This is a genomic window from Sphingobium sp. TomMM15 (assembly GCF_055397045.1).
On sequence record NZ_AP027315.1, the window covers coordinates 934654 to 951254 of the forward strand.

Sequence of the window (16601 nt, forward strand, 5' to 3'; positions counted from 1 at the left end):
GTCGAGGCGATAACAATCGTAAATTGTGGGGAGTGGGGATGCTGAAACATCGTTTCACCAGATATGTCAGTCTACTTATGGCAGGCGCGGCCTTTGTCGCGGCTCCGGACGCCGATGCTCAGTCCGTTTCGGCGGCAGGGTCGGAAGCCTCGCCATCGGACATCATCGTTACCGCGGGCAAGCGCGAGGAAAAGCTGAAAGACGTTCCGATGGCGGTGGACGTCGCGACGGGCGAGCAGATTGAAAAGTTCAACCTGTTTGATTTCAAGGACGTTCCCGCACTTGCGCCGGGACTTCAGATCGCCAACACGTCGGGGCGCGTCAGCGTCGCCACGCTGCGCGGCATCTCGTTCAACCCCGACATTGGCGGACCCGCTGCGGTCGCGGTCTATTACAACGAAGTGCCGGTCGATATTCAGACCGTCACCACCGCTATTTACGACATTGGTCAGGTGGAAGTACTGCGCGGACCCCAAGGGACGCTGCGCGGGCGCACCGCTCCTGCTGGCGCAATTACGGTGACCACACGGCGCGCGGACCTGAGCGAGCCGGAAGGCTATCTGCAAGCGACCGTCACCAACAAGCATGCGCGCAACTTCCAGATCGCGGCGTCTACACCGCTGATCCAGGACAAACTGGCAATCCGCGTCGCAGCCGTACTCGACCGCAACCGGGCAAACCACGTCTACAACATTAACCGTGACGAATGGTCGAACCAGGAAACCGAAAGTGTTCGCGCCACGCTGTCCTTCGCGCCGACCGAGCAGTTGCGCGGGAATATCGTGTATCAATATCTGGAAAGCGATCTGCTGCAAAACCGAGCCGTTCAGGGACCGGGCAACCGACCCAGTCTGTTTTCGCCGTTCGTCAGCGGACCCGCGATCAGCGCGTCCGACCGGCTGGCGGTGCATGAGGGATTGTCTTTCTACACCAACCGCACTCATCTGGTGACGGCGGATGCGTCTTATGACCTTGGCACCCATCTGATTTCGGTGCTGGGCGGCTTCCAGGATTCATCGCTCCATTCGCGCACTGACCAGGATGTGGGCAATGCGGTGCAGGGATATGATCAGGTGTTGACGGTTCCTGACCCTACGCGTGTCTACACGGCCGAAGCGCGCATCTCTTCAGCGTTTGAGGGGATGTTCAACTATACGCTGGGCGTATTCTACAATCAGACGAAAGCGGGCGGTCTGTCTTCCATTCGCGTCGATAGCTTCTTTGCCAATCGGGTGCCCAACACACCCTTCCCAGCGAATATGTTTGCCCTGCCCCTGTTGGCGGAAGTCGACATCACCAACAAGACCAGCGACCTTGCGTTCTTTGGTCAGACCCGGCTGAAGCTGACTGACAAGCTGAGGGTAGAGCTGGGCGCACGCTATACGCGCACTGTGGCTACGGCGCAGAGCTTCCTTGAGGTAACGACCACGGGCGGCGTCGGATTGCCCGTACCCGCTGGGGTCGTGGTGCCGCGCGCCGCGACAGTCGATCCCGATTTCGTGCGTCAGGTCAATCATCCGCTCACCGGGACGGCCAGCGTCAGCTATGACTGGACGCCCGACATCACGACCTATGCCACCTATGGCCGTTCCTACCGCCGTGGATCGGCGCAGTTGGGGGTCAACTCCCCGCTCGATTCCGATTTGCTGGTGCTGGAACCCGAACGGTCGGACGCGATCGAAGTCGGCCTGAAAGCGCAATTGCTGGACAAGCGCGTGTCGTTGAACCTGGCTGCTTTCTACCAGAAATTCGATGGCTTCGTGGGTCTGGTGACGGCGCCGACCGCATCGGCAAGAGACGGCGTAATCGATGGGTCGGCGGCATCGATAAGCTTCAATGGGGATGCGATTTCCAAGGGTGTGGAAATGCAATTGGATGCCCGTCCGATCGACGAGTGGGACATTTCGATCAACGCGTCCTACGCCAACTCGCACTATGACAATGCAACCGTTCCCTGCCGCGATTCCAATGGTGATGGGGTGCCGGACACGGGCCAGCCAGCGGTGCCGATCGGGCAGCAAGTTGCCTTTTGCACCAGCAATGAGCGTCTGGCCAACATCCCCCGCTTCGCGCTGAGCGCCAATAGCGAATTGCGCTTTTCGGCTGGGGCATTGCAGCCGTTCATTCGAGGGCTGCTGACTTACCGGCCGGGCTTCTATGCGCAAAGCGCGGACTATCACTACAAGGCGATCACCAATGTGAACCTGTTCGCTGGCGTCCGTTCGCCCGACGCGGGATGGGAATTGACTGCGTTCGTCAAGAACCTCTTTAATTCCACGCAGATCACCAATGCGACCAGCGCAGAGTTGCAGATCGCGACGCGCTTCCTGGTTCCTGGGCCGGCGGGCAACCCCACGCCCTTCCGCTCGGGATATTCGGCAGTGTCGGTCAATCCGCCGCGCGAATTTGGCATAACGATGAATTACCGCTTCTAAAGGGGGCGTAGCGCCCGGATGGTTTCCGGGCGCTACTTCTCGCGCTGACAAGCGAATATGCTCGCTCTTTTCCTCCAGAGTTGAACGAGGAAATTCCCTAGCGCTTATTGGACCAGAGTGTGACGGCAAGGGGAGACCACGCCGTGCGACAGCGGGAAATACGGTTCGATCCGTCCCGTCTGCGCTTCCGACAGCCAGATCAGATCACTCACGGCGACGCCTCCTCACGCCGCCATTGAATCCACCGATCGCTGTCCCCGCAAGAGATTTAATAGGTCCTGAGCCAAGATGGGAGCATGTCGCCAGAAGCGGCCATTCCACCATGTGGAACAGGAACGAGAATCCTCATCATTATTTGCCGAACGTTCCGATATAGAGTCCCGCCTGATGGCCCGACTTTCCGGAGGGGTCCTTGATCGCGAAGGCAATGCGGCGGCCGTCGGGGGACACCGTCGATTGATGCGCCTGCGCGCCGGACGGGCTGATGTTGGTCAGCGCCCGGCGTGATTTGCCATCCATGGTGATGACGAAGATATCGAAGCCCTTGCCGGAATTCGCCGCGGCGATCTCCGCTGCACGGCTTTCGCCCTTGAAGCGCAAAATCTGCTCGACGCCCGGCCTGATATGCCCGCTTATTCCGCGATAGGGGCCATCCGGATCGGAATGAATATTCGCTTCGTCCAGGCCATAGCGTTCGTCGGGAAATACGTGGGTTTCGTTATGGGAAGGAGTGGCATAGACCTTGCTCACTGCCTTGGTCGCGATGTCGACCTTATACATTTCGCTGTCCAGCGCCGCCATTTCGGTGGTCCAGAACATGACGCTGCGCCCGCCATCGATGAAGTCATAGGCCTCGGGGAAGCTTGCCGGGCCGGGCTGGCCGGGGCGGTAGCTATAGGCGGCCTGCATGTCGGCAAGCCGCGCGGTCCTGCCGTCACGAACCAGCCGGGCCACGGTCAGATCCAGGCCAGTCGCCGAAGGACGCGACCAGGATAGGTTGATCGATCCATCGGCGTTGGGTTCACGCGCTATGGCGATGTCGCCCATCGCCCCACTGTTGAGCGAAACCGGACGAGCCAGCGACTTCGACATCCAGAACAGCTGGGTCCGGGTGGCATCGGCCGCGCCGCCGCTGCCCCCCTTCATGCCCGGCGCCGCTTCGATCAGGAAGCTGTTGTCGGGCAGATAAAATATGCGGGTGACGAACTGCGTTTCACCGAATTTACAGGTGAGGCAACGCACTTTTTTCGTGCGTACGTCGATTTCATACGCCGGGCTGTCGACCAGATCGTCTTTGGTGAAGGCGATACGACGGCCGTCGGGCGACCAGTTGGGCCGGTTGCCCCAGTCCAGGAGGCGTTCCTGATGGAAGGGGGCAGTCAGATAGTCGATCTTCGTATCCTTAGCCGTGGCGGCAGGCGCTGCCGTCAGAGGCAGGGTAGCGGTCAACAGCGCCGCGCTCAGAAGTTGAGCAGCAATGCTGGACTTCCTGCGCTTGATAAGGTTCGTCACGTTCAGGCTCCTTGAGTTCAATATTTTAGTTGGTGTGTGCAATGGCCGTGTCCAGACCATGCAGCACGGCAATGCGATCCGGGATGGAGGCCGCCGCGCCGAGTGACTGAACGGCGATAGACGCCGCCATGTTGGCCTCCGCCGCGGCATGTTCGATGCGATCGCCCCGCGCGAGGCCAGCGGCGAGATAGCCACAGAAGCAGTCGCCTGCTCCAGTTGTGTCGACCACAGCCGTGGGCCATCCCGCTATGCGCTGGACGCCGCTGGCCGCAACGATCGCCACGCCATCCGCGCCCAATGTCACCAACAGGGTTTGGCCATGGTCCAGGCCAAGCATGGTCTTGCTCGACAGCAATCCTGCGTTGTCCAGCACGGGGATGCTCCCAGCACCCGTCAGCAAGGCCAACTCGCTTTCATTGACAATCAGCAGATCGTAGAGCGGCAGCAGCTGGCGCGCAGCGGTTGATGCGGGCGCAGCGTTGAGGATGGTGCAGGCTCCAGTGGCGCGAGCACGCTGAAACAGCGCGACCGTGGCGGGGACGGGCGTTTCCATCTGGGCGAGGCAGACATCATCCGGGCCAAGATCAATCTCGGCGAAGGTGGCATCGACATCCGCATTTGCCCCGGCGACATGAATGATCTGATTGTCCTGCGGCGATGTCGCCACCAGCGCGCAACCGGTGGGGGAGGAAGTGGTGCGCACCCGGCTCACATCGACGCCATGATCGGCAAGCGCCGCGACCATCTGCGCGCCGTCCTCGTCCGCCCCGACCGCGCCCAACAGGATGCAATGCGCACCCGCACGCGCTGCGCCGACGGCCTGGTTCGCCCCTTTGCCGCCCAGCTGGCGCGTCAGATTTGTCCCTGACACGGTTTCACCCGCGCAGGGCAGACGCGGAGCGGTGACCAGAAGGTCGAGATTGATGCTGCCCAGCACCACGACCTTGCCCGCGCGCGCCGTCGTCATCCGCCTTGCTCCAGCAATGCAAGCTTGGCAACGCGACGGCGGAAATGTTCTTCGTCGCTGAACTGCGCGGCCAGGAAATGGCGAACGATGTCGAGGGCTATCTGCGGGCCGGTGATCCACGCGCCGATGCACAATACATTGACGTCGTCATGCACCACCGCCTGCCGCGCGACATAGGTGTCGTGCGCGACAGCGGCTCGGATGCCGCGAACCTTGTTAGCGGCGATGCATGCCCCAGCGCCCGTGCCGCACAGCAGGATGACGCGATCGGTCTCCCCATCCAGGATGGTTTGTACCGCCCGGCGGGTAATGTCGGGAAAGTCGACAGGCTCTTCCGACTGCGCGCCGACGTCGATGATGCGGCCGCTGTGGCGGCCTAGCAGGTCCAGCACTGGCGGGCGCAGCGGGAAACCGGCATGGTCGTTGGCAAAGCCGATGACGTCCCGGAAAGGTATATGCTGTTCGTCCCCCGACAATGTTTCTGGCTTCTGCATCGATCCCCCGAATTCCCCGCCAGTGCCGCTTTCGCAGCATTTCACCGACAGAATCGAACCTGCCCACTGGCGCTTTGATTGCACTGTGGTATTACCAGTTTGGAATCCGATCAAGGGGGAGGACCGAATGACGCGTGGCAGGGAGGAAGCGATGGGGCGTGGAAGGTTGGCCGCCTTTTGCGTCACCGCGCTCGCGATCCAGGCTTACGCGACGCTGGTCACGGTGTTCCTGCCCGAATTCTACGCCAATGCGCTGGCTCTGCCGGTCGGTGCGGTCGGCACCGCCTTCATGACGGTGCGGGTGCTGGACCTGATGATCGATCCGCTGCTGGGCGGTATGATGGATGCGACGCGATCGCGCTGGGGGCGCTACCGTCCCTGGCTGGCGGCGAGCGCGCCAATTCTGATGCTGTCGACTTATGCCCTGTTTCAGGCGGAGCGAGGGGTCGGCATGGCTTATCTTTGGGCCTGGCTGTTCATCGCCTTCATCGGCTTTTCGATGATCGTGCTGTCGCATCTGGCCTGGACGGCGACCCTGTCCACAGGATCCACGGAGCGGACGCGCATTTTCGCCTGGTGGCAGGTTTTCGCGACGGCAGGGCAGTTTTCGATCCTCGCCATATTGCCGGTGGTCGCCAGTGCCTATCCCGGCGATCCAGGGGCCGGCATGCACGCGGCGGGATGGGTCATGATCGTGTTGATCCCCGGCGCGATCTTGCTGGCGCTGCGGACCACGCCGGAAAAGCCACCTGCGGCAGGTGCTCAGGCCGCGCTCGCGATACGGGATTATATCGCGCTGTTCTCGCAAGGGCCGGTCGTTCGACTGGTGCTGGCCGACCTGCTGATCGCCTTGTCCACGGGCGTCGCCAATGCGGTGGCGTTGTTCTTCTACATGGGGCAGCTTGGTTTCGACCGGGCAGTGGCGAGTACCCTGATCCTCATTGCCTATGCCGCCGCCTTTGCCGGGACGCCATTGTTCGCCAAGCTGGCCGGGCGGATCGGCAAGGCGCGGGCGTTACAGGCGGGCGCGTTCATTCAGGCGTTGCTGCAATTGGGAATGGCGGTGCAGCCCGCCAATTCCTTCTGGCTGACGGCGGCCAATGTCGCGGCGCTTGGCCTGTGCATCCCGATCGCCTGGTTCCTGCCCCGTGCGTTGATGGCCGATGTCGCCGACGCTACTCGCGCGCGCTTCGGCGTCGATCGCACGGGGCTGCTCTATGCGACGCTCAATGGATCGATGAAGCTGGCGTTGGGGCTGGCGGTGGGTCTAGCCTTCCTGTTGCTCGCCTGGCTCGGCTTCGATCCCGCCCATGCCAGTGACCCGCGCAACGCCCTGCCGCTGCGGAGCTTGATCGGCATTGTGCCAGCGCTCTTTTCGCTGGGCGTAGTCCTGTGCATGATGCGCTACCCTGAAACATCCCTGCGAGAGGCGAGCCGCCAGGCCGCGCTCGCCTGAAACTTCGAAAAGCCGAAAGAGATTGCCAATGAACCGTCGCGACCTGCTCAAATCCTCTGCTCTCCTGATGCTCGCAGCCGGTGTTCCTGCGGCTGCGCGACGGAAATCTGCTCCCCTGCTGGGGGAAGATGGCGCGGGCGTGCAGCTCTATATGTTTGAACCCGACCTGCACCGTGACCTTGACGGTACGCTCGCCGCGATCGCTGCGGCAGGTGTGCGATCGGTGGAGCTTGCCTCGCTGCACCGTAATACACCGACACAGTTCCGCGCCGCCCTGGACAAGGCAGGCTTGAAATGCCGCAGCGCCCATGTCGCTGCCTCATCGTCGGTGCCCGGCGCGAGCGGGCTGAATTTCGACAATATGGACAAGCTGGTCGAGGATCTGAACATATTGGGATCACGCAATGCCGTGCTGCCGTTGTTCCAGTTCCCCAAGGACCCGAAATGGGGTCCGCCGGTGTCCTTCATGTCGCTGATGAAGCCGGGCGGCCCGCCGGTGCCAGCCGAGCGCTATGAACGCATGGCCGACTTCCTCAATGAAAAGGGTTCCGTCCTCAAGAAGCATGGCATTCGCATCGGCTATCACAATCATAATGGCGAGTTGGCTCCGCTCGGGGAGAAGACCGGCCTTCAGATCCTGCTGGAAAAGACCGACCCGCGCATCGTCGATTTCGAAATGGATGCGGGCTGGCTGGCGGCGGGCGGGCAGGACCCGGTCGCTTGGCTCAAACGCTATCGCGGGCGCTTTACCCAAATGCATGTGAAGGACATCGCGGCTGGGACCCAGGTCAATTATCATATGCAACAGAAGCCGACGGAGGTGGGATCTGGCACGATGGATTGGCCCGCCATCCTGAAGGCGGCGCAGACTGCGGGCGTGCGCAACTTCTTTGTCGAGCAGGAGCCCCCATTCTCCGGCGCGCGCATCGACTCGCTGAAGAAGAGCCTTGCCTACCTTCGCACGCTGGAGACTGCACGATGAACTGCCGCCTGATGACTCGCACGGCAATCTTCGCCTCACTGATCGCCGCAGCCGTGCCGGGACAGGCGCAGGATGATGCAGCGTCAGCCCTGCTGTTCGACGATGTGACTGACACGCATGTGCCCGTTTCCAAATATCTCCACGCGCTGGACGTCGCGCTGGTGGATGTGGATGGCGATGGCGATCTGGACGCGGCGCTCGCGGTCGAAATGGGTGCGAACCGGCTATACATTAATGATGGACAGGGCCATTTCACCTGGAAGCAGGGCGCGCTTGGCACCAAGGCGCATGATACGGAACATGTGCTGTCCGCCGACTTCAACCGTGATGGCTATCCCGACCTGATCTTCGTCGCGGAGGAGGATCATGCGCACCAGCTGTTTCTAGGCGGATCGGGGGGCGAATTCACCGATGCTTCGGACCGGCTGCCGAAAATGAGCGAGGGCAATGGTCTTGCGGTGGGCGATGTCAATGGTGACGGCCTGCCGGATATCGTGATCGGCAATTCGGGGGAGGAGCGCTGGAACAAGCTGCGCGCGTCGGGGCAGAACTTCCTGTGGCTGAACGATCCCAAACAGCCCGGCACTTTCATTGATGCGACGGCGACGAACCTGCCCGCTTATGAAGACGATACGCAGGACATCGCGCTGGCCGACCTGGACGGTGACGGTGACCTAGACATGGTGGTCGCGAACGAAAGCCCGCCCAACCGCGTGCTCATGAACGATGGCAAGGGGCATTTTCGCGAGGCGCCCAAGGCGCTTCAGCTTCTCACCCCGCTGGAAACGCGCGAAGTGCATGTGTTCGACGCCAATGGCGACAAGCGTCCGGACATTCTGCTCCTGAACCTGACCAGCAACAACAAAAAGTGGGACAAGGATCCGCAGGCGCGGTTGCTGATCAACAAGGGGCGGGGCAAGTTCCGTGACGAAACCAAGGCGCGCCCGCCTGCCAACCGCTTTTCCAGCTGGGGCGGGATGGTGATGGATTTCAATCATGACGGCCATCCCGACCTGATCGTTGGCGCGATCGACGTGCCGGGGTTCAAGCCGTTGCAGCTGCGCGCCTATGCCAATGACGGGAAGGGCCGCTTCACCGACGTGACGGCTTCGGTCATGCCTGCCGCGACCGTCGCGCGCAGTTGGAGCATGGCTAAAGGCGACGTCAACGGAGACGGCGTGGAGGACTTGTTCGTTGGCAGCTGGGGCACGCAGGCGCGCCTGCTGCTGGGCAAGCGCAAATAAGGGGTGGCCGATTTCCTGTTCCGCCAGGCGGAATTGCAGTTTCCGCGCAAGTTGTAAATTGCAGCTTTCATTGCCGATTTGTAAGTCCAATGCAGAACGGCGGCGAGGGAACAGGTTTTGACGGACGGCGACGGTATGAAAAAGGCGCGGATCGCGCTGGCGCGGGAGATGTTCGACGTCGCGCTGTCAGCGGTATCTGCGGAAAGATGCCTGCCTTCGCATATGCCATCCCCGCCGAAAGGACGGCGGCTGGTGCTTGCAGTGGGCAAGGCGGGTGCGGCGATGGCGGACGTCGCGCTTCGCCACTCTCCACAGGGGACGCAAGCGATCATCCTTACGCCCTACGGCCACGGCCTGCCGCCCGGAACCTTCGCCGCCGACGCCCTCGTGATCGAGGCCGGGCACCCCTTGCCCGACGAGCATGGTCAGCGCGCGGCGCAAATGATCCAGGAAGCCGTGCGAGACCTTGGCGAAGAGGATCAATTGCTGGCGCTGATCTCTGGCGGCGGCTCTGCGTTGTTGGCATTGCCGGTCGATGGCGTGTCGCTGGACGACAAGCGCCGTGTGACGCGCGAGCTGCTGTTTTGCGGCGCTACCATTTCGCAGATAAACTGCGTGCGCACGCACTTGTCGCAGGTCAAGGGCGGGCGTCTGGCCGCGCTGGCGCATCCTGCGCAGGTGGTCACATTGGCCTTTTCCGACGTGCCGGGCGACGATCCAGCCTTGATCGCTTCAGGTCCCACCGTTGCCGACCGGACGACACTGGCCGACGCGCGCCGCGTGATCGAACGCTATCGCATCACTGTGCCGGACAATGTGATGGCGGTGTTGAGCGACGACCGCCACGCCACGCCGCGTCCGGGGTCGCCCGAACTCGCGCGGGCCGATACGCGGATCGTCGCGCGCAACCGCATGGCGCTGGAAGCCGCAGGGGAAGTCGCCAGGGCGGCGGGATACAAGCCCGTCTATTTGGGTGACGATCTGGAAGGGGACGCGACCGAACTCGGCATCGTCCACGCTGCGCTCGCCCTGCATCATCAGCGGAAGGGCGGACGATGGGCGCTGCTGTCTGGTGGCGAAACCACCGTGCTGGTCGGCAATCCGTCAGGTAGTGGCGGGCGCAACAGCGAATATATGCTGAGCCTCGCCATGTCGCTGGACGCCGCGCCGGGCATATCGGCGCTGGCGTGCGATACCGATGGCATCGATGGCGTGGGCGGCCATGCGGGGGCCATCGTCGATGAAAGCACTTTGGCGCGGGCTCGTGCCGCGGGCATGTCGGCCAGCGGGATGCTGCGCGAAAATAACAGCTTCGGATTCTTCAGTGCGTTGGAGGATCTGGTGTTTACCGGGCCGACGCGCACCAACGTCAATGATTTTCGCGCTATCCTGATCGACGGGTGAGCCCACATGCGGAACGTCAGTCGGCGGGAGTCCCATGAATTTTCCAGGCCGCGCCGATAGCGAAATGGCTAAGGATCAAGTCGTCCGCCATCAGGGCGTCGCCCGCGCGGACAGCTTCATAGATGCGGCGGTGGTGATCAACCAGATATTCCCGCGCCATCGGGCTGTCCGCAATGCGTTGGCGCCGTTCGACATGGGATCGTTCCAGCAGGTGCGTGATCGTGCCGTAGACGGTAGACAGCGCAGGTGAGTGCGCAGCCGCGACCAGCTGCGTATGGAAATTGAGGTCGGCATGACCACCTTTGGCGACATCGCCGATCGTCGCTTCTATATCCTCCAGTGCCTGTTCAAGATTTTGGCGATCTTCTTCCGTAGCGCGGGCGCAGGCCAGCCTTAGCGCCTGCCGTTCCAACGCGATCCGCACCTCGACAATATCGTCGATGATTGCCGGTTGCTGCGCCAGAGCGAGCGAGAAGAATTCGCCCAGCACCGATGCATCGGGAACGCGCACGGTGCTGGGGCGGCCGTGGCGTGTTTCCAGCACGCCGATCATCTCCATCGCCCGCACGGCTTCGCGCACGGCCGGGCGGCTTACCCCTAAGCTGAGCGCGAGTTCCCGTTCGCCCGGCAGGCGGTGACCGGTCTGGACGCCGCCGTTCACCAGCAGATCGCGCAAATGGGCAAGCACCCGGCGATATCCGGAACTTTCTGGCTCTGAGGCTAGAGTGGCGCACTCCATGGTCATCGTGCGGCTTTATCGCCCGCAAGCGCTGCTGACCAGTGGTTAGTCTGGCTGTCCACATAGTGAAACGGCAACAGGCCCTGCTTGACTTATTACGGCCATCACGTTGCTTGCGCAGGGACAAGGAGACAGATCGATGAAGGCAAAATATCTCTCGTTATCCGTCATGCTCGCGGTGCTGCCCCTGTCTGCGCTTCCCGCGCAGACCTTTACGCGGGGCGAGGCCGTTCCTGCTGCGATGCCCCTGGGGAACAAGCCCGGCAATCCAATCCAGGACATGCCCCCCGGACAGCGGCTGATTTCAGCCTTCGGAGAGCGGCCGGTCTTTTCACCCAAGGGCGACAAGCTGGCTTTCATTGGCAAATCCTACGGTGATGCTTTCGAATATGACATGACAACGGGGCGCACCCGCAACTTGACAGGCCATGCACCGAGCGAAGGTTATTTGCGGGTGCATTATCTTGCTGATGGCAGCTACGCGCTGCTCGGTCCCCGTATATTGGGAAAGACAAGGGAAGAGACGCGCCACGGCCGCATCGAACTATTCTGGATGGACCCGCAGGCGATGCGCGCACCAGTGCCACTGGGCATCACGGTGTTCGAAGGGATAGCGCTCAGCCCACGCAGCAACATGATCGCCTGGAGCCAGGTAAAGCCTGCAGCAGGTGGCAAGCCAGCATCGACCACCATTTATACGGGGCGCGTTGCCGTTAACGGGCAATCTGCGAAGTTGGAAGATGTACGGGAAATCGTGACGACGACTGAATGCTTCGTCGAAGCGCAAGACTTCCTGCCGGGCGATAAGGGGCTGGTCATGCCCTGCTATGGTTTTGGCAAGGGGCCGACGGGCGTGGAGACAAAGGTGTTGTCCGTAGATTTCGCGACCAAGAAGATCACCGAATTTCCGACGCCGTCCACCCTATATGGCGAGGTCGAAGGCATCTTCCCGGATGGCAAGCGGACATTGGTGGAATGCGCACAGGACCGCGCTAAAGGCATGGATCTGTGTGTCCTTGATCTTGATCCAAAGAAGCCGCGCTACACGCGCATGACGAACATCGTGCAATATGGCGGCTGGAAATATGGCAATCCGGTCGTGCGGCCCGATGGCCGGATGATCGCTGCGCAAGTGGGATCGGCGGACGTGATCGACGCGGGCGTGGGGCAGGGCATCGTATTGATGGACCTGGCGCCGGACTTTTGATCGTAGCGGGTTGGGGAGGAACTGAGAGTTGCCTCCCCAACCCCGCAATCAAGCAAGCGTCAACTGCACCGCTTCGAACGTATCGATCGGCGGCAGATCGAACCACAGATGGTCGCCATCTCCATTCCGTCGCTTACCCTTTACCGATTTTCCCGCCACCAGCATTTGCGCCGTGCTGCCCACTGATCCGCGCACGCCCAGCTTCAGGCCGTGGGCGATGACGGGATCGCCATAATGGGTGTTGCGCTGGCCCGAATAGTTGATGACATGCACCAGCATCTTGCCCGTCGCGGGCTGCTGCATCGCCATCATCTCCATCGGTCCCGGCCCTTCCAGCACCAATGGCGGTGGCGGTGCATAGCGGACGATCAGGCTTTCAAACAGCACCCGATGTGCATCCAGCCCATCGCGATAATAAAGCAAGTCGGGCAGCCAGGGGATGTGCACATGGTGCCCCTTGCCATAGGCCATGACCAGCGCGCCAGCGTCGGCGCGCGCCGCTTCGCCCGGTCGCGCATAGGAAAATTCGGGCGGGCCGAAACGCTGATCGGGCGCGAAGGGGATCAGGCTCGACGCGCCGCTGCGCGCTGTGACGGGGAAGAAGTCCGCATCGATCGGCATGCGGCCGGGTCCCATGGGGATGGCGGCCTTGCTCATGTCGAGCGACCAGCCATGGCCATCGCGCGGCTGACCGAAGCTGCTCACCGGGCTGGACTTCATCGCCGAGCCGGAGCGCGGCTTTCCCCCTTGCCCCTGTGCGCCGGTATAGCCGGTCGCGATGAGCAGGCCGCCGGCCTCGACGAAGGCGTCGAGCGCATCGGCATCCTCATCGCTCAAGGTCATGATATGCGGCATGATGATGACGTCATAGGCTTTGTCGCGCGTCGCGTTGCGCACCTGCATTCCGTTAGTCATCCAGAAGGGGAGGCGGGCATCGACCAGCGCCTGATAGGCCCCGCGCTGCGCACCGGTGCCATAGCGCGCCAGCCCGGCGCCGGGGGACTGGAAGATTGATCCCATATTGTAGATTGCGACGCGGGCAGCCGGGGTCAGCCCGGCATAATGCTGTTCATTGGCGGCGTGCCAGTGGAAAAGGCGCGAGACGGGAGGCAGAAACCGAGGATCGTCCTGATCGTTGAGCGTCCCCATTAGATAAAGGTCGAGCTTGGCGCCCGTGCCAAGCGCCTGCGCGAAACGCAGCATGTGGTTTTCGGTGCTTTCCGTCACCTGCCGCCAAGGATAGTCGATATGCGCAGTGGAGGTTGCGGAAAAGGCCTTGCCCGGCGCAAGCGCCATGAGCGCCCGTGTCTGTTCGCCCATGGCGTATGGCCATTCGGGCGCCTTGCGCGACACCCGGCGCTGCACCTCTCCGCGCGCAACGACGCCGCCGAAAAAATCCATCAGTGGCACATGGGGCCGTGCCGCCTCGATGACTGCGCGTGCTTTTGCGGAAAGCTCGGTCATGACGCGTGTTTGAAACTGCTGATAAGCATCCCAATTGGGATCGGTGCCGTCTTCGGTTTCGGGCAGGTCCAGCTTATACAGTTCCCGAAATCGTCGCTTGCAATTGTCGCATACGCAAATGCCATGATCGACATCGGAATAGTCGGTGCGGACGAAGCCGGTCATGTTGAAGAACATGCCGTCTACATCATGGCGTTCGACCCCTTCCTTCAATATCTGAAGGCTGTAATCCTGCGCCCAACCGCCATTGGGGCAGGCTTGGTAGGTCCCGGCATATTCACGCGGACTGCCATCGCGGTTGCGCATGAACCATTCGGGATGTGCGTCATAGGCAGGCCTCATCGCCTTGGACAGGTCGAAGCGGCCGATATAGGCCAGCCCTTCAGCATGGGCGGCGGCGACCATCTCGCCTGCGAAATCGTTTCTCAGATAGGGGTTGCGATAGTGGAGCGGCAGCTCAGTGGGGTAGAAGGCAACGATCCCGCCGATGTTCGACACGATCATGTTCGCACCGAAGGCGCGGGTTTGCCGGGCGATCTCTCGCGGATCTTCCAGGGCGTCGATTTCGCGCAGGTTGGTTTGGACTATGCGATATTCATGCTTCCACCATTCGCGCCGATTAAAGCCGCCGATGTTCAGGGCGGACCAGGCCGGGCCGGGAATGGCGCTCATCATAGCTGCCGTCGGCAAGGCGCGTACGAGATCGCGGCGCGAGATCCCGCCGTTCGCTTTCAAGTCCATCCTCCTCAAGCTCCTGAATTGACAGATTGGAAGGTTCAGTCTGCACCGGCGTGCCTGGATGGACAATGATGCCACCGACGCCGTTCCGCGATATGGAACGGCACGCCGCCCGCCACAGTGTCTGTTCCGCATCGCGGAAAGGCGGGTATCTCTTGCCTGTCATCCTCCTTAGCGACGGTCGAACGGCTAACAGCGGGGGGCGAGTGGCGATACCACCGAAATTCCGCATGATTTAGAACAGAGCGTGATTGGAAATGGGCAAGGACGGCGCCATGATCTGGGCACAAAATTACGACCCTTTCGGCAATGGCTTGCTGTCGGCTCTGGTCGCGGCCGTCCCCGTCGTCGTGCTGTTGGGGGCGATCGGCCTTTTTCATGTGCGGGCGCATATCGCCGCCCTGATGGGGTTGGGGGCGGGCCTTGCAGTCGCGGTGCTGGCATTCGGCATGCCTCCGGGCCTGGCGGTGCGCGCAGCCGGTTTCGGGGCGGCCTACGGACTGCTGCCGATCGGCTGGATCGTGCTCAACATCATCTTCCTATACCAGCTGACGGAAACGACCGGGCAGTTCCACATCCTGCGCGGCGCGATCACGTCGATCACCGCGGACAGCCGGTTGCAGCTGCTGCTGATCGCCTTCTGCTTCGGTGCCTTCTTCGAAGGAGCTGCGGGGTTCGGGACGCCGGTCGCGGTCACGGGCGCGATGCTGATCGGCCTTGGCTTTACACGGTTGCAGGCGTCCGGCCTGTCGCTGATCGCCAACACCGCGCCCGTCGCCTTCGGCGCACTCGGTACGCCGCTAGTCACGCTGTCGGGAGTGACCGGACTGCCGCTGCTCGAGCTTTCGGCGATGGTGGGGCGGCAGATGACGCCGTTCGCCATCATCGTGCCCTTTTGGCTGCTGGTCGCCTATTGCGGGTGGCGGCGGACGATGGAGGTGCTGCCCGCCGTGTTGGTCGCAGGCGTCAGTTTCGCGCTGGTGCAGCTTCTCATCTCCAACCTTCATGGCCCTTGGCTGACCTCCATCGGTGCGGCGCTCGCGTCGATCGCCGCGCTCATCGCTTTTCTGCGGATATGGCAGCCCGCGCGGATCATGCATGTCAACGAGGCGAAGCTTGCGCCGGGTGACGAGCGGGACATGGCCGCGACCGTTGATGCCGCCCATGCACAGCCCCTGCATGATCCCGCTGCCGTCCGGCGTGCCTGGATGCCGTGGATCATCCTGACGGCGTGTGTCTTCCTGTGGGGCCTTCCCTTCATGAAGCAGGGGCTGGACGCCATCTTCGCGCTGCGCCTGCCCTTTGCCGGTCTGGATGGGGTGATCCAACGCCTGCCTCCTGTCGTCACCGCGCCGGAGTTTGAAAAGGCGGTCTATAATCTCAACCTGCTGTCGGCGACGGGTACGGCGATATTGGTGGCCGCCCTTGCCTCCGCGCTGCTGTTGCGGGTCCCTCTGCGCACGGTCGGTCTCGTCTATCTGCGCACGTGGAAGCTGGTACTGCCATCGCTGCTCACCATCGCGGCGATGTTGGGGCTTGGCTATCTCACCCGTTATGGCGGCATAGACGCGTCCATGGGCCTAGCCTTCGCGGCGACGGGGGTACTCTATCCTTTCTTCGGCACCATGCTGGGGTGGCTGGGCGTTGCCGTCACCGGATCGGATACGGCCTCCAATGTCCTGTTCGGCGGATTGCAGAAGATCACCGCCGAACAGTTGAACCTGTCGCCCGTGCTGATGGCGAGTGCGAACAGCGCGGGCGGGGTCATGGGCAAGATGATCGACGCGCAGAGCATCGTCGTCGCCTCCACCGCGACGCAGTGGTTCGGTCAGGAAGGCCGCATATTGCGCCATGTCTTCGTTCACAGCCTGGTGCTGGGTTCCCTGATTGGCCTGTTCGTGATGTTGCAAGCTTATGTCTATCCCTTCACCCTTCTGGTTCCCTGAGGTGGCGTCTATT

12 protein-coding genes are annotated in these 16601 nt (G+C 62.2%); 7 read left to right on the forward strand and 5 right to left on the reverse strand.

All coding sequences use genetic code 11. The features are described 5' to 3' along the window. Positions 1 to 38: 38 nt before the first annotated feature. Positions 39 to 2435, forward strand: a complete 2397-nt coding sequence (locus ACZ51H_RS16970; RefSeq protein ID WP_464803194.1) for a TonB-dependent receptor — start codon at positions 39 to 41, stop codon at positions 2433 to 2435. Positions 2436 to 2786: 351 nt separating this feature from the next. Here the strand turns inward: ACZ51H_RS16970 and ACZ51H_RS16975 are convergent, their stop codons facing one another. Genes ACZ51H_RS16975 through ACZ51H_RS16985 form a run of 3 tightly spaced genes read right to left on the reverse strand, consistent with a single transcriptional unit; the run spans position 2787 to position 5408 of the window. Then, positions 2787 to 3947 (reverse strand): hypothetical protein, encoded by a 1161-nt coding sequence (locus tag ACZ51H_RS16975; RefSeq protein WP_464803195.1) that lies wholly within the window; start codon positions 3945 to 3947, stop codon positions 2787 to 2789. Positions 3948 to 3972: 25 nt separating this feature from the next. Further along, positions 3973 to 4914, reverse strand: a complete 942-nt coding sequence (locus ACZ51H_RS16980) for a ribokinase (protein ID WP_464803196.1) — start codon at positions 4912 to 4914, stop codon at positions 3973 to 3975. Further along, positions 4911 to 5408 (reverse strand): RpiB/LacA/LacB family sugar-phosphate isomerase, encoded by a 498-nt coding sequence (locus tag ACZ51H_RS16985; RefSeq protein ID WP_464803197.1) that lies wholly within the window; start codon positions 5406 to 5408, stop codon positions 4911 to 4913. Before ACZ51H_RS16985 ends, ACZ51H_RS16980 begins: the two co-directional genes overlap by 4 nt. A gap of 127 nt (positions 5409 to 5535) precedes the next feature. Here ACZ51H_RS16985 and ACZ51H_RS16990 point away from each other — a divergent pair, with 127 nt between their 5' ends. From ACZ51H_RS16990 to ACZ51H_RS17005, 4 genes are all read left to right on the forward strand, one after another. Then, entirely contained in the window at positions 5536 to 6864 is a 1329-nt protein-coding gene (locus ACZ51H_RS16990) for an MFS transporter (protein WP_464803198.1), read from the forward strand. 28 nt (positions 6865 to 6892) lie between these two features. Next, complete coding sequence (locus tag ACZ51H_RS16995) at positions 6893 to 7846, forward strand: sugar phosphate isomerase/epimerase family protein (protein WP_464803199.1); 954 nt, start codon at positions 6893 to 6895, stop codon at positions 7844 to 7846. Between the two features lie 11 nt (positions 7847 to 7857). Further along, positions 7858 to 9090: an FG-GAP repeat domain-containing protein gene (locus ACZ51H_RS17000; RefSeq protein WP_464803200.1), complete on the forward strand. Its 1233-nt coding sequence runs from the start codon at positions 7858 to 7860 to the stop codon at positions 9088 to 9090. Positions 9091 to 9207: 117 nt separating this feature from the next. Continuing rightward, on the forward strand, positions 9208 to 10494 hold the full coding sequence (locus tag ACZ51H_RS17005; protein ID WP_464803201.1) for a glycerate kinase type-2 family protein: 1287 nt from the start codon (positions 9208 to 9210) through the stop codon (positions 10492 to 10494). Between the two features lie 16 nt (positions 10495 to 10510). Here ACZ51H_RS17005 and ACZ51H_RS17010 read toward each other — a convergent pair whose 3' ends face one another. Next, positions 10511 to 11182, reverse strand: coding sequence for a FadR/GntR family transcriptional regulator (locus ACZ51H_RS17010; protein ID WP_464803202.1), 672 nt, complete (start codon positions 11180 to 11182; stop codon positions 10511 to 10513). A 190-nt stretch (positions 11183 to 11372) separates the two neighbouring features. On the opposite strand from ACZ51H_RS17010, the gene ACZ51H_RS17015 reads away from it, so the two are divergent. Continuing rightward, the gene (locus ACZ51H_RS17015) at positions 11373 to 12440 is read left to right on the forward strand and encodes a TolB-like translocation protein (RefSeq protein WP_464803203.1); all 1068 of its coding nucleotides are present in this window, start codon (positions 11373 to 11375) and stop codon (positions 12438 to 12440) included. A 48-nt stretch (positions 12441 to 12488) separates the two neighbouring features. Here the strand turns inward: ACZ51H_RS17015 and ACZ51H_RS17020 are convergent, their stop codons facing one another. After that, the gene (locus tag ACZ51H_RS17020; RefSeq protein ID WP_464803204.1) at positions 12489 to 14645 is read right to left on the reverse strand and encodes a beta-galactosidase trimerization domain-containing protein; all 2157 of its coding nucleotides are present in this window, start codon (positions 14643 to 14645) and stop codon (positions 12489 to 12491) included. Between the two features lie 272 nt (positions 14646 to 14917). On the opposite strand from ACZ51H_RS17020, the gene ACZ51H_RS17025 reads away from it, so the two are divergent. Beyond that, complete coding sequence (locus ACZ51H_RS17025) at positions 14918 to 16588, forward strand: L-lactate permease (RefSeq protein WP_460989049.1); 1671 nt, start codon at positions 14918 to 14920, stop codon at positions 16586 to 16588. The last annotated feature ends 13 nt before the right edge of the window (positions 16589 to 16601 follow it).